General features: G+C 69.3%; 14 protein-coding genes and 1 pseudogene. 5 read left to right on the plus strand and 10 right to left on the minus strand.

From position 1 onward, the window contains the following. Window positions 1-829, minus strand: an 829-nt coding sequence (locus tag GT354_RS03630) for a xanthine dehydrogenase family protein subunit M (RefSeq protein WP_161354701.1), incomplete at its 3' end; no start/stop codon positions are given. A gap of 164 nt (window positions 830-993) precedes the next feature. After that, a pseudogene (locus tag GT354_RS03635) lies at window positions 994-1482 on the minus strand ((2Fe-2S)-binding protein); the annotation flags it as partial. Between the two features lie 262 nt (window positions 1483-1744). On the opposite strand from GT354_RS03635, the gene GT354_RS03640 reads away from it, so the two are divergent. Next, window positions 1745-2881: a HEAT repeat domain-containing protein gene (locus GT354_RS03640; RefSeq protein ID WP_161354703.1), complete on the plus strand. Its 1137-nt coding sequence runs from the start codon at window positions 1745-1747 to the stop codon at window positions 2879-2881. A gap of 307 nt (window positions 2882-3188) precedes the next feature. Beyond that, entirely contained in the window at window positions 3189-4322 is a 1134-nt protein-coding gene (locus GT354_RS03645) for a N(5)-(carboxyethyl)ornithine synthase (RefSeq protein WP_161354704.1), read from the plus strand. 123 nt (window positions 4323-4445) lie between these two features. On the opposite strand, the gene GT354_RS03650 is transcribed toward GT354_RS03645, so the two are convergent. The 3 genes from GT354_RS03650 to GT354_RS03660 all read right to left on the minus strand — a co-directional run bounded on the left by GT354_RS03650 (window position 4446) and on the right by GT354_RS03660 (window position 6503). Then, window positions 4446-5246, minus strand: a complete 801-nt coding sequence (locus GT354_RS03650; RefSeq protein ID WP_161354705.1) for an SDR family oxidoreductase — start codon at window positions 5244-5246, stop codon at window positions 4446-4448. A gap of 246 nt (window positions 5247-5492) precedes the next feature. After that, window positions 5493-5948, minus strand: coding sequence for a hypothetical protein (locus GT354_RS03655; protein ID WP_161354706.1), 456 nt, complete (start codon window positions 5946-5948; stop codon window positions 5493-5495). 105 nt (window positions 5949-6053) lie between these two features. Further along, entirely contained in the window at window positions 6054-6503 is a 450-nt protein-coding gene (locus GT354_RS03660; protein WP_161354707.1) for a RidA family protein, read from the minus strand. A 102-nt stretch (window positions 6504-6605) separates the two neighbouring features. Between GT354_RS03660 and GT354_RS03665 the strand changes: the two genes are divergently transcribed. Together GT354_RS03665 and GT354_RS03670 are read left to right on the plus strand one after the other, a co-directional pair. Further along, window positions 6606-7181: a MarR family transcriptional regulator gene (locus tag GT354_RS03665; RefSeq protein WP_161354708.1), complete on the plus strand. Its 576-nt coding sequence runs from the start codon at window positions 6606-6608 to the stop codon at window positions 7179-7181. Between the two features lie 93 nt (window positions 7182-7274). Continuing rightward, on the plus strand, window positions 7275-8192 hold the full coding sequence (locus GT354_RS03670; RefSeq protein WP_161354709.1) for a Gfo/Idh/MocA family oxidoreductase: 918 nt from the start codon (window positions 7275-7277) through the stop codon (window positions 8190-8192). 128 nt (window positions 8193-8320) lie between these two features. Here GT354_RS03670 and GT354_RS03675 read toward each other — a convergent pair whose 3' ends face one another. The 3 genes from GT354_RS03675 to GT354_RS03685 form a co-directional block, all read right to left on the minus strand. After that, a complete protein-coding gene (locus tag GT354_RS03675) occupies window positions 8321-9127 on the minus strand; it encodes an SDR family oxidoreductase (RefSeq protein ID WP_161354710.1) in 807 nt (268 codons plus the stop codon). Window positions 9128-9484: 357 nt separating this feature from the next. Continuing rightward, a complete protein-coding gene (locus tag GT354_RS03680) occupies window positions 9485-9826 on the minus strand; it encodes a hypothetical protein (RefSeq protein WP_161354711.1) in 342 nt (113 codons plus the stop codon). Between the two features lie 371 nt (window positions 9827-10197). After that, the gene (locus GT354_RS03685; protein WP_161354712.1) at window positions 10198-11130 is read right to left on the minus strand and encodes a helix-turn-helix transcriptional regulator; all 933 of its coding nucleotides are present in this window, start codon (window positions 11128-11130) and stop codon (window positions 10198-10200) included. A gap of 173 nt (window positions 11131-11303) precedes the next feature. On the opposite strand from GT354_RS03685, the gene GT354_RS03690 reads away from it, so the two are divergent. Further along, a complete protein-coding gene (locus tag GT354_RS03690) occupies window positions 11304-11897 on the plus strand; it encodes a short chain dehydrogenase (protein ID WP_161354713.1) in 594 nt (197 codons plus the stop codon). Window positions 11898-12093: 196 nt separating this feature from the next. On the opposite strand, the gene GT354_RS03695 is transcribed toward GT354_RS03690, so the two are convergent. Together GT354_RS03695 and GT354_RS03700 are read right to left on the minus strand one after the other, a co-directional pair. Then, window positions 12094-12675: a hypothetical protein gene (locus tag GT354_RS03695; protein ID WP_161354714.1), complete on the minus strand. Its 582-nt coding sequence runs from the start codon at window positions 12673-12675 to the stop codon at window positions 12094-12096. A 14-nt stretch (window positions 12676-12689) separates the two neighbouring features. Further along, complete coding sequence (locus tag GT354_RS03700) at window positions 12690-19244, minus strand: RHS repeat-associated core domain-containing protein (RefSeq protein WP_161354715.1); 6555 nt, start codon at window positions 19242-19244, stop codon at window positions 12690-12692. Window positions 19245-19555: the final 311 nt, after the last annotated feature.

Below are 19555 nucleotides of genomic sequence, written 5' to 3' on the forward strand. Positions count from 1 at the left end.
TCAACACGTGCTCGGCCGCGCGCGAGCGCCACGGTGTGGTCGCGACGCCGCCCAGGGCCACCCGGGCGTCGCGTACCGTCCCGTCCTGTACGTCCAAGGCCACCGCCGCCGAGCACATCGCGAACGCGTAGGACGCGCGTTCGCGCACCTTGAGGTAGTGCGAGCGGGCGCCGACCGCCTTCATCGGGACCTCGACGGCGGTGATCAACTCGCCGCTCAGCAGCGGGGTTTCCCGGTCCGGATGCGGGCCGGGAGGAAGATGGAACATGTCCGCGGCGATCACCTTGCGCCCGTGCGGGCCGTCGACGAACACCCGCGCCTCCAGTGCGACGAGCGCCACCGCGAGGTCGGACGGGTGCGTCGCGATGCACAGTTCGCTCGTACCCAGAACCGCGTGGCCGCGATGGTCACCGTCCAGCGCCGCGCATCCGGTGCCGGGTTCGCGCTTGTTGCACGGCATCGCCGGGTCGCGGAAGTAGCCGCACCGGGTGCGCTGCATCAGGTTGCCGCCGAGTGTCGCCAGGTTGCGCAGTTGCGGCGACGCGCCGGCGAGGAGCGCCTGCGACAGCACCGGCAACCGCTCGCGGACGACGGGGTGCGCGGCCAGGTCGCTGTTGGGCACGAGCGCGCCGACGCGCAACACGTCGCCGTCCACCTCGACGTCGGCGAGCGGGAGCCGGCCGATGTCGACGAGGTGGGCGGGTGTGGCGACACCGCACTTCATCAGGTCGACGAGGTTGGTGCCGCCGGCGATGTACATCGTGTCGGGGGACAGGTCGGCCCACGCGGGGGCGGACTGCTCGGGTCGGGTGTACCTGAAGGGTCGCATCGCCGTCTCTACCGTCCTGTCGCGGTTTCGCTCGCACGTCCTTGGCTCGCCGCACGGCTCTCGTTCGAGCGGCCGTCGTTCGAGCGGCTTTCGTTGGCGGGGCCTTCGCTCGGACGGCTGTCGTTCGCACGGCCTTCGTTCGCACGGCCTTCGTTCGCGCAGACTCTGATCGCGTCGACGATGTTCGGATACGCCGCGCAGCGACACAGGTTGCCGCTCATCCACTCACGGATCTCGTCGTCGTCACCCGTGTGGCCCTCGTCGAGCAGCGCGACCGCCGACATGATCTGGCCCGGGGTACAAAACCCGCACTGGAACGCGTCGTGATCCACGAACGCGCGCTGAACGGGGTGCAGTGGCGTGTCCGCGCCCCCGGACAGGCCCTCGATCGTGGTGACGGTCCGCCCGTCGTGCATGACGGCGAAGGTCAGGCACGACGTGATCCGCCGCCCGTCCACGAGCACGGTGCAGGCCCCGCACTGCCCGAGATCGCAGCCCTTCTTCGGCCCGGTCAGCCCCAGCCGCTCGCGCAACGCGTCGAGCAGGGTGACCCGCGGCTCCACCCGCAGTTGCCGAGCCTCACCGTTGACCCGCAACTCGACGTCGACCTCATCCCCGGCGCCCTCGACGCCGGGATCGCTCGGTACGGGCATGCTGCGACCCCTCGCCGACAGACCGGGCCGGGCCCCAACCGACCCGGAGCGATCAGTGGTACCCACGAGACGCCGCCCTACACGAGCGGGCCCGAGTCCGCACCCGGTTACCCGAACGGGCGCGCGTCCGCGCCGCGTCACCCGAGTGGGCGCGGGCGCGGGGTCGGATCGCGTCGGCGTGAGCGGACGCGGAGGCCGTCAAGGGGCCACGAGTCGACCCGGTCGGCTGGGCACCGGCGTGGTCGTACGTGAGGATGCGGGGATGGAAACCGAGGATGTGGGCGCGTGGGTCGAGCGGGCCGTCGAGGCGGCGCGGACGGCGACGGGTGCCGACGAGTACGAAGTGGTGCGAGAACTACTCGGAAAGGCCGCGGCGGAGGGGGCGGTGGCACTCGGGATAGGTGTGGCGATGCTCGGCTCCGGCGAGGCCGTGGTACGAGCGACCGGGTGCGATCTGCTGGGTCTGGTCTGCGACTTGGACGACCTGTACTGGGAGGAAGCGGCGACCGCGTTGCTGGCGTGCGCGGCGTCGGAGTCCGAGGCGACGGCGGGATCCGGATCGCGCTCGGGCTCGGGGTCGGGCTCGGGGTCGCGTTCGGGCGCGGCGGGGGGCGCGAAGTCGGGCGCGGTATTGCGGCTGGTGTCGGAACCGGCTGTCGACGTGCGTTGGCACCTCGCCGGCGCACTGGGGTCGACCCGGGACGCGCGCGCGGAGCCGTTGCTGGTGGGCTGGGCGGACGACGCGGATTCCGACCTCAGGCAGCAGGTGGCCGGGGAGTTGTCGTGGGTGGCGACCGGCGACCCGAACGGCCCCGGAGTGCGCGCGCTGATGCGACTGACCCGTGACGCGGAACCGGAAGTCCGCAACTGGGCGACGTTCGCGCTCGGTTCGATGCTGGAGGTGGACACGGCCGAGATCCGGGTCACGCTGTGGGACCGCGTCGGCGACGACTTCGCCGAGGCACACGCCGAGGGCGTCCGCGGCTTGGCCCGCCGGCACGACCCCCGCGCCGTCGACCTTCTCGCCGCCCTCCTGGACGCCGAGGACGGAGCGGACCCGCTGAACTTCCAGGCCGCTCAAATCCTCGGCGACCCGGCCCTGGTACCGCACCTGACCAGGCACGACGCACAATCCCCGGACGTGGCCGCCGCGTTGGCCGAGTGCGATCCGGCCACCCGGGCCCACCGCGACGCCTGCGCCGCCACCCTCCTCGAAGCCGTCCACCAGGAACTGCCCGACGCCCGGGCCACCCTCAGCGGCCACCGCTTCGACCCGGGCCTGATCCTCGAACTGACCATCGAGGGCGAGCCGCAGACATGGTTCGTCGAGCCCTTGCTCACCCGGGCGGGCGGCGATCCCCACAAGGCCGCCGCGCTGGTCCTCACCGATACACGATGAGGCGGCCGGCCTGCTCCCGCCGCCGGCCGGGACGCTGCCGAACCGACGGCCGAACCGACAGGCGGACCGACGGCCGAACCGAGAGGCGGACGGACAGGCGGTCCGACAGGCGGACCGACGGGCGGTCCGACAGGCGGTCGTGGGAAGCGGCATACAGAGACGGCGGTTCGGCTTGTCGGGCAGGTGTGTGACGGTACGCCCGACGGATGATCATACGGACATTTCGGGTGCAAGATGGTACGGCGAGGACTCGTGAGGGCGGATACTTGGGGCCTACCTAAGGATTCTCATGATTCGCAGGAACCGTATGAATCTCGGCATTCTCGGCACCTCGCTCAAGGAGAACGAACGCCGCTTGCCGGTCCATCCGCTGCACATGGACCGGATCGACGCGGAGGTTCGGAAGCACCTCTTCCTGGAGGAGGGCTACGGCGAGTCCTTCGGCGTCTCGGACGCAGACCTGGGTAAACATGTCGCCGGTCTGCTCCCGCGTAAACGCTTGTTCGCGGAGAGCGACGTCGTCCTGCTCCCCAAGCCCACGCACGAGGACGTCGAGTCGATGCGCGAGGGACAGGTGCTCTGGGGCTGGCCGCACTGTGTCCAGGATCCGGTCATGACCCAGTTGGGTATCGATCGGAAGCTGACCATGATCGCGTGGGAGGGGATGAACCACTGGACGTCCGCGGGCGCGTTCAGCGTTCACGTCTTCCACAAGAACAACGAACTGGCCGGCTACTGCTCGGTGCTCCAGGCGCTCGCGCTCGGTGGTGTGACCGGAAGCTACGGTCGCCGCATGCGGGCGGTGGTGATCAGCTTCGGCGCGACCGCCCGCGGCGCGGTGATAGCACTTGAAGCGATGGGCGTCTCGGACGTCACGGTGCTGACCCAGCGGGACGCGGTGGCCGTGGCATCCCCGATGCCGTCGGTGGTGATGGGGCACTTCCAGTTCGGTGACGACGACCCCACGCGCCTGGACGCGTTGACCCGCAAGGGTCCGGTGCCGCTCGGTTCCTACCTTGCCGGCTTCGACATCGTGGTGAACTGCATCCGCCAGGACACTGACGCACCCTTGACGTTCGTGATGGAGCGCGACCTGCCCGAGTATCGCCCCGGGTCCTTCTTCATCGACGTCTCGTGCGACGACGGCATGGGCTTCGAGTGGGCCCGGCCGACCACGTTCGAGGCACCGATGTTCACGGTGGGCGACAACTGCCACTATTACGCCGTCGACCACAGCCCGTCCTACCTGTGGGACTCGGCGACGTGGGAGATCAGCGAGGCGCTGATCCCGTACCTCGGCACCGTGCTGGACGGGCCGGTCGCGTGGGACGGGGACACCACGATCCGCAAGGCGATCGAGATTCGCGACGGCGTGATCCAGAACCCGAAGATCCTGTCGTTCCAGGGCCGTTCGGCCACCTACCCGCACTCGGTGAACTGACCCGAGGTTCGAGGTCGTGGGCCCCGGTCACGCGCTTTCGCGGTGCGTGACCCGGGCCCGCGCGTCGATACGGCCGGGCCGCCGGGTGACGACCGGGATTCGGCCCCGACGGGCCCGGCGTGCTCACGTGGTCTTGATCGACCCACCGTCGACGACGTGATCCGCTCCCGTGGTGCTCCCGGCGAGCGGTGAGGCCAGGTAGGTCACCAGCGCGGCGACCTCGGCCGGTTCGACGAAGCGGCCGGTGGTCATGCCCATCGTCGCGGGGAGTGCGGCGAGCAGTTGCTCCTGTTCCAGACCCATGGCCTTGGCCAGTTCCGCGCCGTAGCCGTCGGGGGCCTCCCACATCGCGGTACGGACCGGGCCGGGGGAGACGGTGTTGACGCGGACGCCGTGCGGCCCGAACTCCTCGGCCAGGGCCTTGCCGAGCGCGGTCAGGGCGGCTTTGGCGGTGGTGTACGGGGTCGGCCCCGCGTGTGGCATCCGCGCACCGTTGGAGGAGACGTTCACGATCGCGCCGCGCGTGCGGATCAGGTGGGGGAGCGCCGCGCGAGTGGTGCGGACGGCCGCGAGGAAGTTCAGATCGATTGCCTGCGCCCACTGCCGATCGGTGAAGGCGAGGAAGCCCGAGGTCTGACTCGCGCCGTCGCCGCCGGCATCACCCCCGCCGACGTTGTTGACGAGCACGTCGATGTCGCCGCCCAACTCGGCGCAGGCCCGCTCGATCAGCCGGGCCGGCCCATCGGCCTCCGACAGGTCGACGGACACGGCCGTCGCGCCCGTCCGCTTGAGCTCCGGCGTGACGGTCCTGGCCCCGGCCACGACCCGAACGCCCTCGGCGGTCAGCGCTTCGACGACCGCAAGTCCGATACCGCGACTCGCGCCGGTTACAACTGCGGTCTTGCCGGTCAGGTGCAGGTCCATGGGAAAACCCTCCGTGTCGTTCGCGCTGTGCGTCTAGGTCAGTGCATCGTCTCCGACGCCTCTAAAGTAGAACATGCAACATGAGTGTCGCAAGTAGATACTCAGACGCGACACGATCGTCGAGCTTTGCCCGTACTCGCCGTAGCACCCGAACTGCCCGAGCGCATGCGACGGCCCCCGGCGCGTGGGCGCTCGGGGGCCGTCGGGTGTGTGGGGCGGGGGTGGATCGATCGCGTGGTGGGGCGGTTACTTCTCGTTCCAGCGGGTGGTGTGGGATCCGCCCGGTTCGGCCGGGGTCTGAGGTTGGGTCGCGGGGTCCGAGCTCCAGGTGGTGTCGCCGCCCGGTTCGTGTTGCAGGTGGTCGGCGCGCGCCTCGGCATTGGCGGCGCGCTCTCGGGCACGGGCCGCCGCCTCACGGGCTTCGGCGTTCTCGCGTTCGAGGGCCGCGGAGTCGACGGCGCGCCGGTCGCGGTTGCGCCGGGACCGGCTCATCCGGGCCTTACCGCCCATCATGAGCATGCCGAGACTGAAGATCAGCCCCAATGCGAGACCGGCACAGAAGATCGCGAGCGAGTTGAGCGTGACCATGTCGTTGTCGAACATGGTCACGGTGTATTCGGGACCACCCGACGTGTTGTAGGCGATCAGCAGGGCTGCGAACGCCGCGGCACACGCGGCGAGCAGCAATCCCAGAAGGAACATGACGGCATCCTTCTCCAGAAGGCGGATGATCACCCCCGCCTCAAGCCGATACCCCTTCGTTGCTCGCTCACACGATCGAATCGGCGCGTCGTGCCGGCGCCGGGACTACGCGGCCTCGTCGTCGAGGACCGCGACGGCCTCGATCTCGATCTTCAACTCGGGGCCGACCAGGCGATGCACGCCGACGTGGCTGCGCGCCGGCCGATGCGTACCGAAGAACTCGGCATAGACCTCGTTCACCTCGTCCTGGGCGTCCATGTCGGTGTTGAAGATGGTCACCTTCACGATGTCCCGCGTCGTGCCGCCGGCCGCCCGCAGGGCCACGGCCAGGTTGTCCAGGCAGGCGCGCGTCTGCTCGGCGATGCCCGCGGGGACGCGGAGTTCGGCCTCGTCGTGTGGGTGGGCGTGGACGAGCGGGTACGCGGTCGCGCCGGACAGCCACACGGTACGGCCCCGGGTGACGACGGCCGGGGCGAACGGCATCGCGTCGGAGCCGGTGTTCTCGGCGAGCTGCTCGGACCACGCGGTGTCCTCGGGGGTGACGAAGTGCTTCACGGGGGGCGCTCCCTGCCACGGGTGACGGATGATGGTCGACGGATGTAGTCCGTCGTCCGATAGTACGACGTCGAACTATCTTGCGTCGAATAGCGTGCACCCATGACCGATCCGCACGCCCGCGATGAAACCGAGCCCCATGCCCCCGATGAACAAGCGCCCGAACCGGCGCCCGACGAAGTGGACGCGATCCTCGCCCAATGGCAGCGCGAGCGGCCCGACCTCGATGTCGACGCGATGGGCCTGCTCGGCCGCTTCGGCCGCGTCCACGAGCACACGCGCCGCGCGATCGAGGAAGTCTTCGTTCGACACGGCCTCCAGCGCGGCGAGTTCGACGTACTGGCCACGCTGCGCCGCTCCGGACCGCCGTTCACGCTGATCCCGTCCGTGCTGGCCGAGTCGCTCATGCTGTCGCGCGCGGGGATGACCAACCGCATCGACCGCCTGGAGGCGGCCGGTCTGGTGGCCCGCCGGCTCGACCCGGCGGACCGGCGCAGCTTCCTGGTGGCGCTCACCGACCTCGGCCGCGAAACCATCGACGCCGCCGTCACCGACCACACGGCCAACCAGACCCGAGTCCTCGCCGGCCTCACGCCCGACCAACGCACACACCTGGACGACATCCTGCGCACGCTGCTGCGGGGCCCGTCGCGGAGCACGACAGGTGACCACGACTGACGGCGAGCGGTAGGCGGTAGGCGGTGGATGGCTGAGGGCGGGCCACGATCCCGGGTTCAGGTGCGACGAGCGCCGTCTTCTAGGGTCGACGCCATGCGCCTCGCCTTTGCCGGACTCGCCCACAGTCACCCGTTCATCGATGCCGGGGTGGCTCGGGAAATGGGTGTGCACAGCATCGACGTATGGGGCGGTGGGGAGCCGGATCGGCTCGCCGCCTTCCGGGAGCGGTATCCGGCGTGCGAAGTGGTGGGGTCGTTGCCCGAGTTGCTCGCTCGCGGCCCGGCCGCAGTCGTGGTGACCACGCGGCCCGGCCTGATCCCCGACACCGTGGCAGGCGTGTTGCGGGCGGGCCTGCCGTGTTTCGTCAACAAGCCGGCCGCCGCTTCGGCCGACGCGCTGGCCGCGTTGGATCGCGTGGTGGTCGGCCACGAGGAGCGGTTCCTGACCACGTCGGTGCTGCGTTTCGCGCCCGCGGTGGTGGAGTTGGCGGCGCGTACGGCCGGGCGGCGGGTGTTGGGCGCGCGGGCACTGGTCCGGCACGACATCGCGGGATTCCTGACGCCCGAACGCAGTTGGCAGGACGACCCGGCCGAGGGCGGCGGCACGCTGATCTCGCTCGGCCTGCACGGCGCCGAACTCCTGGACGCGGTGGCGGGCCCGGGCGCGCGCGTGGTGACCGCGCGCCGCTCGGCCTTGGTGCACACGGCGACCCGGTCGGAGGACCAGGGCGCGGTACTGCTCGGGTGGCCCGACGGCCGGCTCGGCACGATCGAGGTGTCGGGCGCGGGCGGCGACGAGGTGTACGAGGTCGCGGTCCAGACCGAGGACGCCGTCGAGACGCTGCGCCTGGGCGGCACCGACTGGCTCGACGCCCTGGGCTATCGCGGGACGATGCGCGCGATCCTGGCGATGGCGGGCGGCGCGCCGTCCCCGGTGCCGTGGGAGCGGAGCCGGTCGGTGCTCGCGTGCGCGGTGGAGGCAGCGGCGATGGCCCGCGGTTCGGCGGGCTGACGCCGCGGGCGAGGCACGTCACGGCTCGGGAGTGGGCTGCGTCTCGGCGGCGCTCGCGGGTCGTCGGAGCGGGTGCCCGGGGAAGGCTTCCCGGAACCGAACGTCCGGACGAGACGCCGCCCCGCAGCCTAAGGAGTACCCGACGCGGTCGTCGCGGTGCCGCCGTCTACCGGGATGACGGCGCCCGTGAGGTAGGAGCCGGCCCGGCCGGCGAGAAACACGGCGACACCCGCCATGTCGTCGTCGCGGCCGAGTCGGCGCAGGGGGGTCGCCGCCGCGATCGTGTCGCCGATGGCATCGAGCGCGGACGCCATCATCCGCGACGGGAACACTCCCGGTGCCACCGCGTTCACCGTGACGTGCTGTGGGCCCAACTCTCGGGCAAGCACCCTGGTGAGTTGATGAAGCGCCGCTTTGCTGCTCGCGTACGAGTAGTTGGGCGACTCGGCGACGTGGATGGCGGCGATACTGCCGATGTTGATGATCCGCGCGGGATCATCGGCGGTACCCGCCCTGCGAAGGGCGGGGAGCAGCGCCTGCACCAGCCAGAACGGCGACTTGAGATTGAGGTCGAGCACTGTGTCCCAGGCCTCGTCCGGGAACGTCTCCAACGGCTCGCGCCACATCGCACCCGCGTTGTTGACAAGGATGTCCAGGCGTTCCGAGTCGACCGTGACAAGATCGGCGAGGCGCCGACACTCGTCGTGCCTGGACAGGTCGGCGGGAATTGCCTGAACGTCGCCGAATTCGGACAGAATGCGCTGTGCCTCTGTGCACCTGTCCGCGTTGCGTGAGCTGACGACGACGCGGGCGCCCGCCTGGAGAAGGCCGCGCGCAATCATCATCCCGATGCCACTGGTGCCGCCGGTGACAAGGGCGTACTTCCCACTCAGATCGAAAAGTTCCGTGTGAGTGGTGAATTGGTTGTCCGTCATTGATCTCCTCGCCTTTCCGTCGCGGAAGAAGGCGCCGACACGGTCGCACATTCCGGGCAGCCAAATGGAACCGATACGGGTAAAGCAGCGGCAGTGCGTGCCCATGGAATGTGGTCGGCGCTTGCGACTCGACCAGGTTGACAGGCGTTGTGGACATCCGGGAGACCCTGGTGATCCAGGCACTGTCAGAGCCCCCCTGCCTCGGGCCCTTTCGGGCAGGTCGGTCGGGGAGCGTCAGAGGGCCGGCAGCGCACGTACCGTGCCGAACAGTCGGGTGAAGTCCTCGCTCCGGCCCGGCGTTCGGCCGGTATGGTCCCCGACCAGCCAGGCGTCGGGGTCAGCGGCTTTGCCTTCAGCTCACTCTTCCCTCTTCATGAATTCCAAAGCTCGCGCCCGTTTCCGGGCCAAGAATTCGACGGGGTCCTCGTCGTACAGCACATTTTCACGCAGCCAATGCTCCAGATCTGCCGCGACCTCGTCGCGCCCCTTGACCAAGACCCCCGTCGAACCGGAGGCGGAATGGACCCAGCCGCCGTGCTCGAGCACCACCAGGTCGAACCCGTGCAAGTAGTCGAGCCCCGTGGTGATCCTTTTGTCCGCTGGATCGAAGTCTTCCGCCTCAACCCATCGAGCGGCCCAGTCATGCGCACTTTCTCGCGAAACGGATCCGTCGATGATCCCTCGCCACTGCTCCTCCACCTGCGCCCTCGACGGGGGTTCGTGTCGATCAGGCAGCACACATGACCCCAACGTCCGCAACCGACCTTGCCATCGAGCTCCCTTGGTAAGGATTGTGTGTAACGAGGCCTGTACATGACGACGTGTCCGCGGCGGCGGCGGTGGCCTCGGTCGAGCCGGGCCAGGACGAAAGCAGGCTCGCCAACAGCGCCGTCGACACGACGCCGATCAAGCCCAGCCGAACCCGGATCGCCACTGCGCCCCCGACGTGGACGGCGTCGGGAGGCATGTCCGCCCGTGGCCGTGTCCCCTGTCGCCCAACCACATCGAAGCTTGCGCAGGTCCGACCTTGGGGGAAAGTCAGGAGCCGTGACAAGCGGCAAGTGGATCGTTCACCCGGTGTTCCCGCACCGCTCGGCAGGCCGATCCGGGTAGCAGGCTCGGGGCGGACGGGGGTGGGTGGCGGGGCTCGGCGGGCGTGGTGGGTGGGGTGTGGCGAGGAGGGTGAGGGCGGCGGCGGAGGGGGAGTGGGGTTCGGGGGTGAAGACGGCTACGCGTTGGTCGTCGTCGGGGAGGGTCATGAACTCGACGCCGAGGGTCAGGGTGCCCACTGTCGGGTGGTGGTAGGTGCGGGTGGACGAGCCGCAGTCGCCGACCGTGTGGGACGTCCAGAGTTCGGTGAACTCGCGGCTGCCGAGGGTGAGTTCGCCGATCAGAGCGGTCAGGCCGGGGGAGCCGGGGTGGTGCGCGGCGATCTTGCGCAGGTCGGCGACGGTGGCGCGGGCCTTGGCGGGCCAGTCGGCGTAGAGCTCACGGGTGTGCGGGTCGAGGAAGAGCAGGCGGGCGATGTTGGGGCGGTCGGCGGGGCGGTTCGGCGCGTCGAAGTCGACGTGGCCGGCGATCAGGGCGTGGGCCATCGGGTTCCAGGCGAGCACGTCGAGGAAGCGGCCCATGACGAGCGCGGGTACGTCGCCGAAGGAGTCGATCATCGTCCGTACGCCCGGCCGTACTTGCTCGGGCCTGGCCGCCCGGCGGCGGCCCATGGGCTTGGGGCGGGCGAGGGTGTACAGGTGCGTGCGCTCGGCGTCGTCCAGGCGGAGTACGCGGGCGACGGCGTCGAGTACGGAGTCGGACGCGTTGGGGCTCTGGCCCTGTTCGAGGCGCGTGTAGTAGCCGGCGCTCACTCCGGCGAGCTGGGCCAACTCCTCGCGGCGCAGGCCGGGTACGCGGCGGCGGCCACCGAACGTGGGCAGGCCGGCGTCCTCGGGTCGCAGGCGCGCGCGCCGCGACCGCAGGAAGTCGCCCAGCTCTGCTTGTGTGTCCATGTGTGCCAGTTTCGCCGATGGGTGGGGGTCGTGCCTGTACCTGGCAGGTGTAGTCACCGCGCAGGTACATCCGGTGGAGGGCCGGCCGGCGCTCGGCGCTCGGCGCACGCTGGTTCCGGGCCGACGGTGGCTTGACGGATCGGATCGGGCCGGACCGAGTGGAGCGGACACGCGTGAAGATTTTGGTGATCGGGGCGACGGGGACCATCGGTAGCGCGGTGGCCGCCGCCTTGGAACCGCGCCACGAGGTGGTGCGGGCGTCGCGGCGGGGCGATGTGCGGGTGGACCTGGCGGACGTGGCTTCGATCGACGCGATGTTCGCGCAAGTCGGCGCCGTGGACGCGGTGGTGGTCGCGGCGGCGAGCGGTGGCTTGACGCCGTTGGAGGCGCCGGACGACGCGAACTTTTGGCGCGGTCTCGACGGGAAACTGATCGGGCAGGTGAACCTGGTACGACGAGCGGCCGCCCGGGTGCGGGACGGCGGGTCGGTGACGCTCACGAGTGGGCGCTTCGCCGCGCCGATGCCGGGAAGTTCGCTCGGCCATCTGGTGAACGCCGGCCTTGAGGCGTTCGTACACGGGGCGGCGATCGAGATGCCGCGCGGGATTCGGTTGAACGCGGTGAGCCCCGGGTGGATCCGGGAAACCTTGCCGGAGTTGGGCATGGATCCGGCCACCGGCACGCCGGCGACGGAGATCGCGCGGGTGTATGCGGACGCGGTGGAGGGAACGGCCCACGGCCGCACGCTGACGGGGGCGGGGACGTGAGCGCCTGTCCGGACCCGGCGGGCGGTGCGCGTCGTACACCGAAACCCCCTGTTCGGCTGTCGAGCCGGCAGCGCCTTCGCACCGTTGCGGAAACGACAACGCCGGTCTCCGGAAACGTAGTTCCGGAGACCGGCGTCACTGCAGGCAGCAGGCCGATCAACCACATCCGCAGCGGGTCGGCCCCTCCGGCCTCGGATCAGTCGGCGGAATCAGTCGGCCGCGACGACGGTCCCGCCAGCTTCTGGTCCTCGTTGCAGAGAATTGAGGTGTACACGGTGCTGCGCTCAGGGCCGACCCGGTCGACGAAGACGCGATACCCGAGCAAGCACTCCCTGCCGTCGATCGCGCTTCCGCTGGTGGTGTAGTTCTGTCCGGTTCGGAGCGGCCAGATGGCGCTCTGGAGGCTACCTCGTGGCCGGTATCTTCCCGGTCCGGTTCTGATCGGTTCCATGTGCAGCGAGTCCATATAGGCCGCGACGTGCTCCGACGCGATACTCGCCTCCATGTACCCGGTGCTTCCCTCCCCGTCGTCGACCGAGCAGTACTTGATGTTCTCGGGGCCTTGCGGAGGGGCGATCTCGTAGAGCCGGTAGAACTGTTCGAGGGTGATCTTGGAGCGGCACTTGGAGTACTGTTGCGGACCCCCTTGCGCCTGGGAGGACGTGTTCGACTCCGACGCACCGGAGCGTTCCTCCCCGCACGCCACGAGCAGGGCACCGGAGCAGGAGAGCAACAACGCCGCGACCAGTGCCCCCGGGCGCCCGAGCGGCCTTCGCACCGCGACTCGACGTCTCACTTTCGATACTCCAGGTTTCCTGTGGTGGCCGTGAGGACGTACTCCCTGGCCAGGCCGTGTTCATGCATCTCGGCGAACGGTTTGAGCGAGACACCTGCGACGGAGTCTTCCTTGTCGAAGTTCCAGTCCTTGTACAGCTCGACCTTGTACTGGGCTGTCGCGGAGGAAGTACCGTTGGCGCCGCGCTCAACGGTATAGGTTCCGGTCACCCGATACTGGGCGGCGCGAATGGCGAGGACACCGTCGTTGCTCGTGAACTTCGTGGGCAGCCAATCGCTCTCGATGCTTGCGTGACACAGTGAAGCACCGGACTGTGCACACATGTTGCTCGCCTCCGTCCCCCAGTCGGACATCTGAAGCTCGACGTCGCTCGCGAACCCGGGGTCCTTCAGCAACTCCTCGCCCGACATGTTCAGCGTCTTGCCGTTGTTGTCGAGATACCGGCTGAAGGCGTCGCAGGTCCACGGGAGCATCCCGCTCGCACACAGGAGTTCGGTGCCGCTCGCGAACTGGGGGTAGGCCTTCGTCACGTTCGCCTTTTGGAGCCACTTGGGTACCCAGGTCTTGCTGGAGTTCCACTTCTTGTTGTTGTTGGGAGTCCTGGGGTCCTTGGTGGACTTGCCGGAGCCCCCCGACTTGACCGGCCCGACGTTCTTCCCCGGAGGCTTGCAGTAGTTGACGCATCCCTCGGAGCCACCCGGCGCGACGGGCGAGGTGGTCGTCTGACCCTGACCGTTGTCACCGCACGACATGACGTTGCCGCAATAGATCGGGGGCGTCGGTTTCCCGCATGCGGTGCCGATGCACGGTTCGTTCGGGCCGGTACGGAGTCCGGTGGGGTCGGACAGCGTGGTCGGATTGTTGTTGCTGTAGGTGTAGCCGTGCATCTGTTGGGCGTCGCTCAGGTCCATGATCGGGTCGACGCTGATGAACCGGCCCAGGGACGGGTCGTATTCGCGTGCTCCGACGTGGGTGAGGCCCGTGGTGTCCATGGGCTTGCCGAGGAAGCCCTTGTCGGTGGGCCATTGGCCGTTGGCCTGGGTGGGCTGGGCGCCGCGGGCGTCGCCGAAGGGCTTGGACTGGCGACGAGTGGCCGTCAGGGTACCGGCGTCGATGATGGTGGTGCCGGTGCCGTGATGGTCGGACGCCAGGTAGACCGGAGTCTGGGTGCCCACGCGGACGACGGCGACGCCGCCGGCGGTGGGGTAGGTGCGGGCACCGACGACCGGCCCGGACTGGTCGGTGTTGGTGGTGAGTTCGTCGGTGCCGAGGTAGAGGGTGGTCTTGCCGGCTTCGCGGCGGATGATGCGGTTGCCGTCGGCGTCGTAGACGTAGTCACTCGACCCGGTCGTGGAGGTGACGTTGGTGAGCTTGTCCTCTGCGTCCCAGTTCAGGGTCTGCTCACGGGCGTCGGGGCCGGGACGGGTCTTGGTGTTGCCGGACGCGTCGTACGTCGGGTTCGTGACGACCGGGGTGCCGGTACCCGTCCTGGTGGTGATTGTGTCCAGGATGTGCGTGCGGGCGGTGCCGGGGCGTTGGCGGTAGCCGTACTCGGTGGTGACGGTCTTGGTCGGGTCGTTGGTCGGGTCGTGGTCGACGAGTTTGGTGCGGTTGCCGACGACGTCGTACTCGAACGACTGCCAGTACGCCTCCGGGCCGCCCACCGTGGACGGTGCCGGGTTCTGCGTGGTGCAGCCACCGATGCCGTGGACGCTGGGCTCGGGCCGCGTGGTGATCCCGGCGGTGTCGGTCCATGCCTCCGTCAGGCGGCGCATGCCGTCGTAGGCGAAGCACTGGGTGTCGGTGGTGGTGCCGTCGCGGATCGTCTTGATCGCAGTGACGTCACCACTGGGCTTGTAGGTGTACGAGGTGGCATCCACGGTCTCGGTGGCGTCGGTCTGCTTGTCCCAGAACGTGCCCAGGAGGCGTCCGGTGGCATCGTCGTAGGAACTGGTGAAGGCGACCTGCTTGGGCGTGGCGCCCAGGGTGGCCCGGGTGTTGCGGCCGAAGGCGTCGTAGTCGGCCGAGTTGAGGTAGCCCCGCTGGGCGCTGCCCAGCGTGCCGATCTGGCCACCGGGGGTGTACTGGGTCTTCATGGTCTCGGCCGGCAGGCCGCCGGCGGCGGGGAGTGTGGTGCGTACGGGCTTGCCGGTGAGGGGTTCGTAGACGGTGGCGGTCTCGTAGACGCCGGCGAGCTTGCCCTCCACGGCGGGGACGGTGGTCCGGGTGCCGATGGGACGGTAGGTACCGGGTTCGAAGCCGGTGATCTCGCTCGTGTACTTCGCGCCGCCCTTGCCGTCGACGTAGCGGGAGGAGCCGTCGACCCGCCCCTTGGCGTAGCGGTCGTACGTCCACTCGCTCAGGAGGTTCGCGTCGGTGACCGTGTCCTTGTAGGAGGCGGTCTTGCGGCCGAGCGCGTCGTAGGTGTACTCGATTTTTCGGCCGCCTGCGTCGGTGGTTCCGGTGACCCGGCCCACGAGGTCGTAGCGGGTGTCGGAGGGGCCCTTGTCGGGGTCCTCGGTGTGGGTCTTGCGGCCGAGGAAGTCGTAGGTGTACGTCCACGTGTTGCCGCCCGCGTCGGTGACGCTCTTCAATTCCTCACGGGGTCCGTAGGTGTAGCCGATCTTCGTGTAGCCGGGGCCGGCAGGAGTGCCGCCGGCGTACTCGCGCAGTTCCTTCGGCTTGCCGCGGGCGTCGCTGATGGTCAGTTTCGCGGTGCCGCCGGGCGGTGGCGTGACGGCGGTCTGGTCGGCGCCGGTGTACGTGGTGGTGGTGCGCCACTGTTCGTGGCCCTTGGACGCGAACACCTCGGCGGTGGTGCGGCCTTGGCCGTCGTACTCGATCCAGGTCTGACCGAAGACCTCTGCCTCGACGGGAACCCAGACGGCATTGACGGGGTAGGACGCGTCGTTGAAGTAGGGCTGGTTGGCCTTCGACGGGCGGCCGAGGCTGTCGTAGTAGGTGTCGCCGATCAGCCGGCCGGTGCTGCCGTTGGCCGTGTTGGTCTGGCTCTGGCGTTCCTGGAGGAAGCTGTTGAGGATCTGCTTGCTCACCAGGTACGAGGAGTCGGTGCGCATGGTGCTGGTGGTGACGACCGAGGGAGCGTTCTTGTTGAGTTCGTAGGTGAACTTCTTGTCCGCAGGGGCGCTCGCCTTGGGGTGACCGGGCTGCCAGACCGCGGTGAGCCGACCGAGGGGGTCGTACTGCTGCTCCGTGATCAGGCCGTTGACGTCGACCGCCTTGACCGGGAGATGACGGGCGCTCGCGTAGTGGGTCGACGAGGTCCAGCCGTTGGGCCCGGTGGTCACGACCGTGGTGGGCAGGGTGCCGGTCGCCGGTTCGTACGTGGTGGTCGTGGTCTTGTTCTCGGCGTCGGTGGCCGAGATCGGGCGACCGTAGCCGTCGTACGTGGACTTGCCGGTGTCGACCCAGTTCGCGGTGTCGCCCGTGTAGGAAACGACGGCCTGGGTGCGGGTGACGTCGCCGGAACCACCGACTTGGCCGAGGGTGTTCGAGGCGTCGTAGTAGGTGCGGGTGCGGCCGTAGGTGGTGTCCTTGCCGACGGGCGTCGTGCAGTCGCCGAGCAGGGAGTCGATCTCGGTGGGTTTGCCGATGATCCACGCGGTGGTGTTGTGGCCGTAGGTGGTGCGGGTGCAGTACTCGGGCAGGCCGTCCGCCTGGTCGGAAACGGCGGTGGGCAGCCCGTACGTCGGCTCGTACGTGGTGGTGGTCGAGGTCTGGCGCCAGTTGCCGTCGGCGAGAAGGTTGCGGGTGAGGGCCTTCTCCGTGCCTGAGTGACGCGACGTCAGATCCGGCAACTGCCGCGGGTCGGCCGCGTTTTGCATGCGTTTGTGGGTACCGGTGACCTGGCCGGCCCAGGGCGTGTTGTGGGTGGTGGCGACGATGCTTCCGCCGGCGCCGGTGAACGTCTGGGACTCGTAGACGAAGCCTCGCAGGTGACCGCTGTCCCGGACCTGGCTGCCGGTGGAGTCGGTCACGGTGACGGCGCGCTTGGTGCCGTCCTTCTTGACGTCACCGTCCATGCCGCGCAGGTAGAAGCTCGCGGACTGGGTGATCGGGTCGGGGAACGCCCCGGTGCGGGTGACGACCTGGGCGTAGCCGCGGAAGTCGTTCCAGGTGCGGCGGTCCTTGGTCTCGGGCTTGCCCGCGAGTTTGTCCTCGGTGAGTTCGGAGTCGTCGCGGTGCCAGGCGGCTCCGCCGAGGTACTCGTAGCGGGTGGATCGGGTGGGGGCCGCGCCGGTGGTGTCGTGTTCGGTGATCTCGGCGACGGAGTACTTGTGGAACCAGTGCTTGGCGGGTTCGCTCAGCTCGTTGTAGTTCCAGTAGGCGGGGTAACAGCCGCGGGTGTTGGTGTCCTCGGGTTGGAGGTTGCCGGGGGTGCAGTCGGGGTCGTTGTAGACGACGTTGATCTGTCCACCGGTCTCGGTGGTGACGGTGGTGATGCGGCGTCGGTTCATCGGCGGGGCGTAGTCGCCGGCGGCGTCGACGCGGTTGTTCATGAACTGGCCGGTGAAGTCCTGTGCGGGCAGGACGACCTTGGCGGTGCCGTCGTAGGCGGTGCGGGTGATGGACTTGAGCCACAGGGTGGCGGTCGACCCGTCGGAGGGGTCGGGGAGGTCCTGGTCGAGGGCGAACTCGTCGACGGTGGCGTAGGAAGTGCCTTGAAGGAGCTGGGTGGTGATCTTCGTCAGGCGGCGGGTGGACCAGAACGTGGGGGCGTACTGCTCGCACGTCCCGGTGGCCCCGCAGATCTTGTCGACGGGGACGTCGGGCCACTTGGCGGCGTTGGCCTTGGTCATCTTCGCCGGGGCGCAGTCGAAGCCGTCCTTGGGCAGGCAACGCTCGGCGGTGTCGAAGACGACCTGGGCGGTGGGCCGGCCCGTGTCGGTGGTCTTGGAGCCGTAGGTGATCGTGGCGAGGGTGCCGCCGCGGGTGTAGGGAGTGAGGGTGCCGGAGCCGACCAGGATCGCGCCGCGCTTGTAGTGGTTGGTGTCGGCGTTGTACGTGTAGGTGACCAGGCCGCCATGCGCGTCGACCACGTAGTCGAGGTTCCAGCGCCACGCCTGCTGACACCACGACGCGTCGAAGCCGGCGGCGTTTTTGCACGGCTCGCCGGCGTTGTTCCCGAAGACGGGGCGGGTCCACGTCGCGTTGGTGGCCGCGCCCGTGGTGGTGCCGGGCTTGTGGCCCGCACCGAAGTAGTACTGGGTGCCGTCGCCGGTGGTGAGTTTCCAGTGCTCGCCGTCGTTGTCACCGTTGACCGCGCCGGTCAGCTGCTCGATGCGGGAGGCGTCGTCGCCCTGGAGGTGCCACTTTTCGGTGGCGTCGTCTCGGACAAGGGTGTTGGAGCGCCCGTTCAGGGACAGGACGAGGCTGTTGGACGTGGACCAGCACGGCTCGGTGGACTTGGCGTCCTGACCGTCACGCCCGCAGGACTGGTAGGAGCGCTCGACGAATCCTGGAGAGTAGTCCCAGCCGTCGCCGATCCACGATGCCTGATTGTTCGTGGAGACCATCCGGCCGTCGACCGCGCCCGAGTCGTACGACAGGTTGACGTTCGGTGTCGGTCCGCCGAGGGCGGCCGGCATGGGAACCGGGTAATTCCAGCTCATGGAACCGGAGTTCGCGCCGGCGATCCACGATCCGGACGCGGAAAGCGAGGTGGCTTTGTAGTCGCCCTGGGGGCCCGCGTCGTCGGCGGTCACGGCCAGCACGACGCTTGCGCCCAGGCCCGCCGTGCGGGCCTGGGGGGAAGCCTGTGGCAGGTCGACCGGGGCCCGGACGCGGTGGCCGGCGGGGTCGTTGACACCGCCCGGGAGTGGGGTGCGGACGCGGCACTCGGCGCGATCGGGCGTGGTCAGCGCACATTCGGGGAGGGCGAACAGCCTCAGGCGTGAGGACCAGTCGGCGCCGAACGCGTCGCGGAAGGTCGAGTAGTCCACGCCGACGTCGACCGTGGCGGTGTCCGTGGGGCCGTCGGCGCGGCGTACGGAGACGAGTACGCCGTCGACGCCGGCGGCCTCGGTCGCCTTGCGGTCGGCGACGACGACCTTGACCCGGGCCGGGGCCGAACCGTTGGCCGTGGAACGGGAGTCGCGGACCGGCCCCGGTGTGGTGTCGGCGGGTCGGGTGATCCACACCGGGGTTTCGCCGGCGCGCCCCTCGGTGGGAACGGCGAGCCGCCCCAGGACCGAGTCGGAGCGCCGACCGGGGATGGGCGCGCCGGGGGTGACTTCGGCCTCGACTGCGGCGGGCCACGTGATCTTGCCCGGCTTCCACGTCGCATGTCCGTCGCCGGTAGCCGCCTGGACCTCGGGCTTCGGGGCGGTGGAACCGTTGACGGACGGGGTCTTGGGCAGCGGGCGCGGCGACCACGCGTCGGCGTCGCGTGCCGAGACGATCCAGTCCGCCGCCTGGGCGGGGCCCGCACCCCCGACCAGGGCGAGCAGGGTCGCGGCGGTGACCAGGGATCGGGCCAGTGTTGATCCGCGTGGTGTAGCCCGTTTCGTTCGCTGTCGTCGGCCGCGCATGCCCAACCCCCACCGAGACGGTCCTCGCCCCGAGTAGGCGAAAGATCACAGGTGGGCGGCACGGTACGGGCCGGTAACCACAGCGGGCAACGGCAGTTCTCCGGCCCGATGTGGGATTCGTCACTACAACGAAAACGTGCGTCCACGTGTCCTCGGTGAGCCAAAACGCCCGCAGTGATCCAAAGGGACGGAATCCGAGAACCCCTTGACAGCCCGGTTGAGATTTATCGACAAGATCACAATGCCGCGTGATCTCGGTCACAGCGGGGATTCCTTGTCCGGACTGTCGACCAACCCGTACGTTCCGTGCG

This window comes from Streptomyces sp. SID3343 (genome assembly GCF_009865215.1).
In the GTDB taxonomy this organism is placed as follows: Bacteria; Actinomycetota; Actinomycetes; order Streptomycetales; family Streptomycetaceae; genus Embleya.

Excerpts from the sequence above, each read along its gene's own strand:
- GT354_RS03685 (WP_161354712.1), bottom strand. The coding sequence starts at position 11,130 with ATGGACACACAAGCAGAGCTGGGCGACTTCCTGCGGTCGCGGCGCGCG.
- GT354_RS03655 (WP_161354706.1), bottom strand. The coding sequence starts at position 5,948 with ATGTTCCTTCTGGGATTGCTGCTCGCCGCGTGTGCCGCGGCGTTCGCA.
- GT354_RS03670 (WP_161354709.1), top strand. The coding sequence starts at position 7,275 with ATGCGCCTCGCCTTTGCCGGACTCGCCCACAGTCACCCGTTCATCGAT.
- GT354_RS03665 (WP_161354708.1), top strand. The coding sequence starts at position 6,606 with ATGACCGATCCGCACGCCCGCGATGAAACCGAGCCCCATGCCCCCGAT.
- GT354_RS03700 (WP_161354715.1), bottom strand. The coding sequence starts at position 19,244 with ATGCGCGGCCGACGACAGCGAACGAAACGGGCTACACCACGCGGATCA.
- GT354_RS03675 (WP_161354710.1), bottom strand. The coding sequence starts at position 9,127 with ATGACGGACAACCAATTCACCACTCACACGGAACTTTTCGATCTGAGT.
- GT354_RS03640 (WP_161354703.1), top strand. The coding sequence starts at position 1,745 with ATGGAAACCGAGGATGTGGGCGCGTGGGTCGAGCGGGCCGTCGAGGCG.
- GT354_RS03645 (WP_161354704.1), top strand. The coding sequence starts at position 3,189 with ATGAATCTCGGCATTCTCGGCACCTCGCTCAAGGAGAACGAACGCCGC.
- GT354_RS03650 (WP_161354705.1), bottom strand. The coding sequence starts at position 5,246 with ATGGACCTGCACCTGACCGGCAAGACCGCAGTTGTAACCGGCGCGAGT.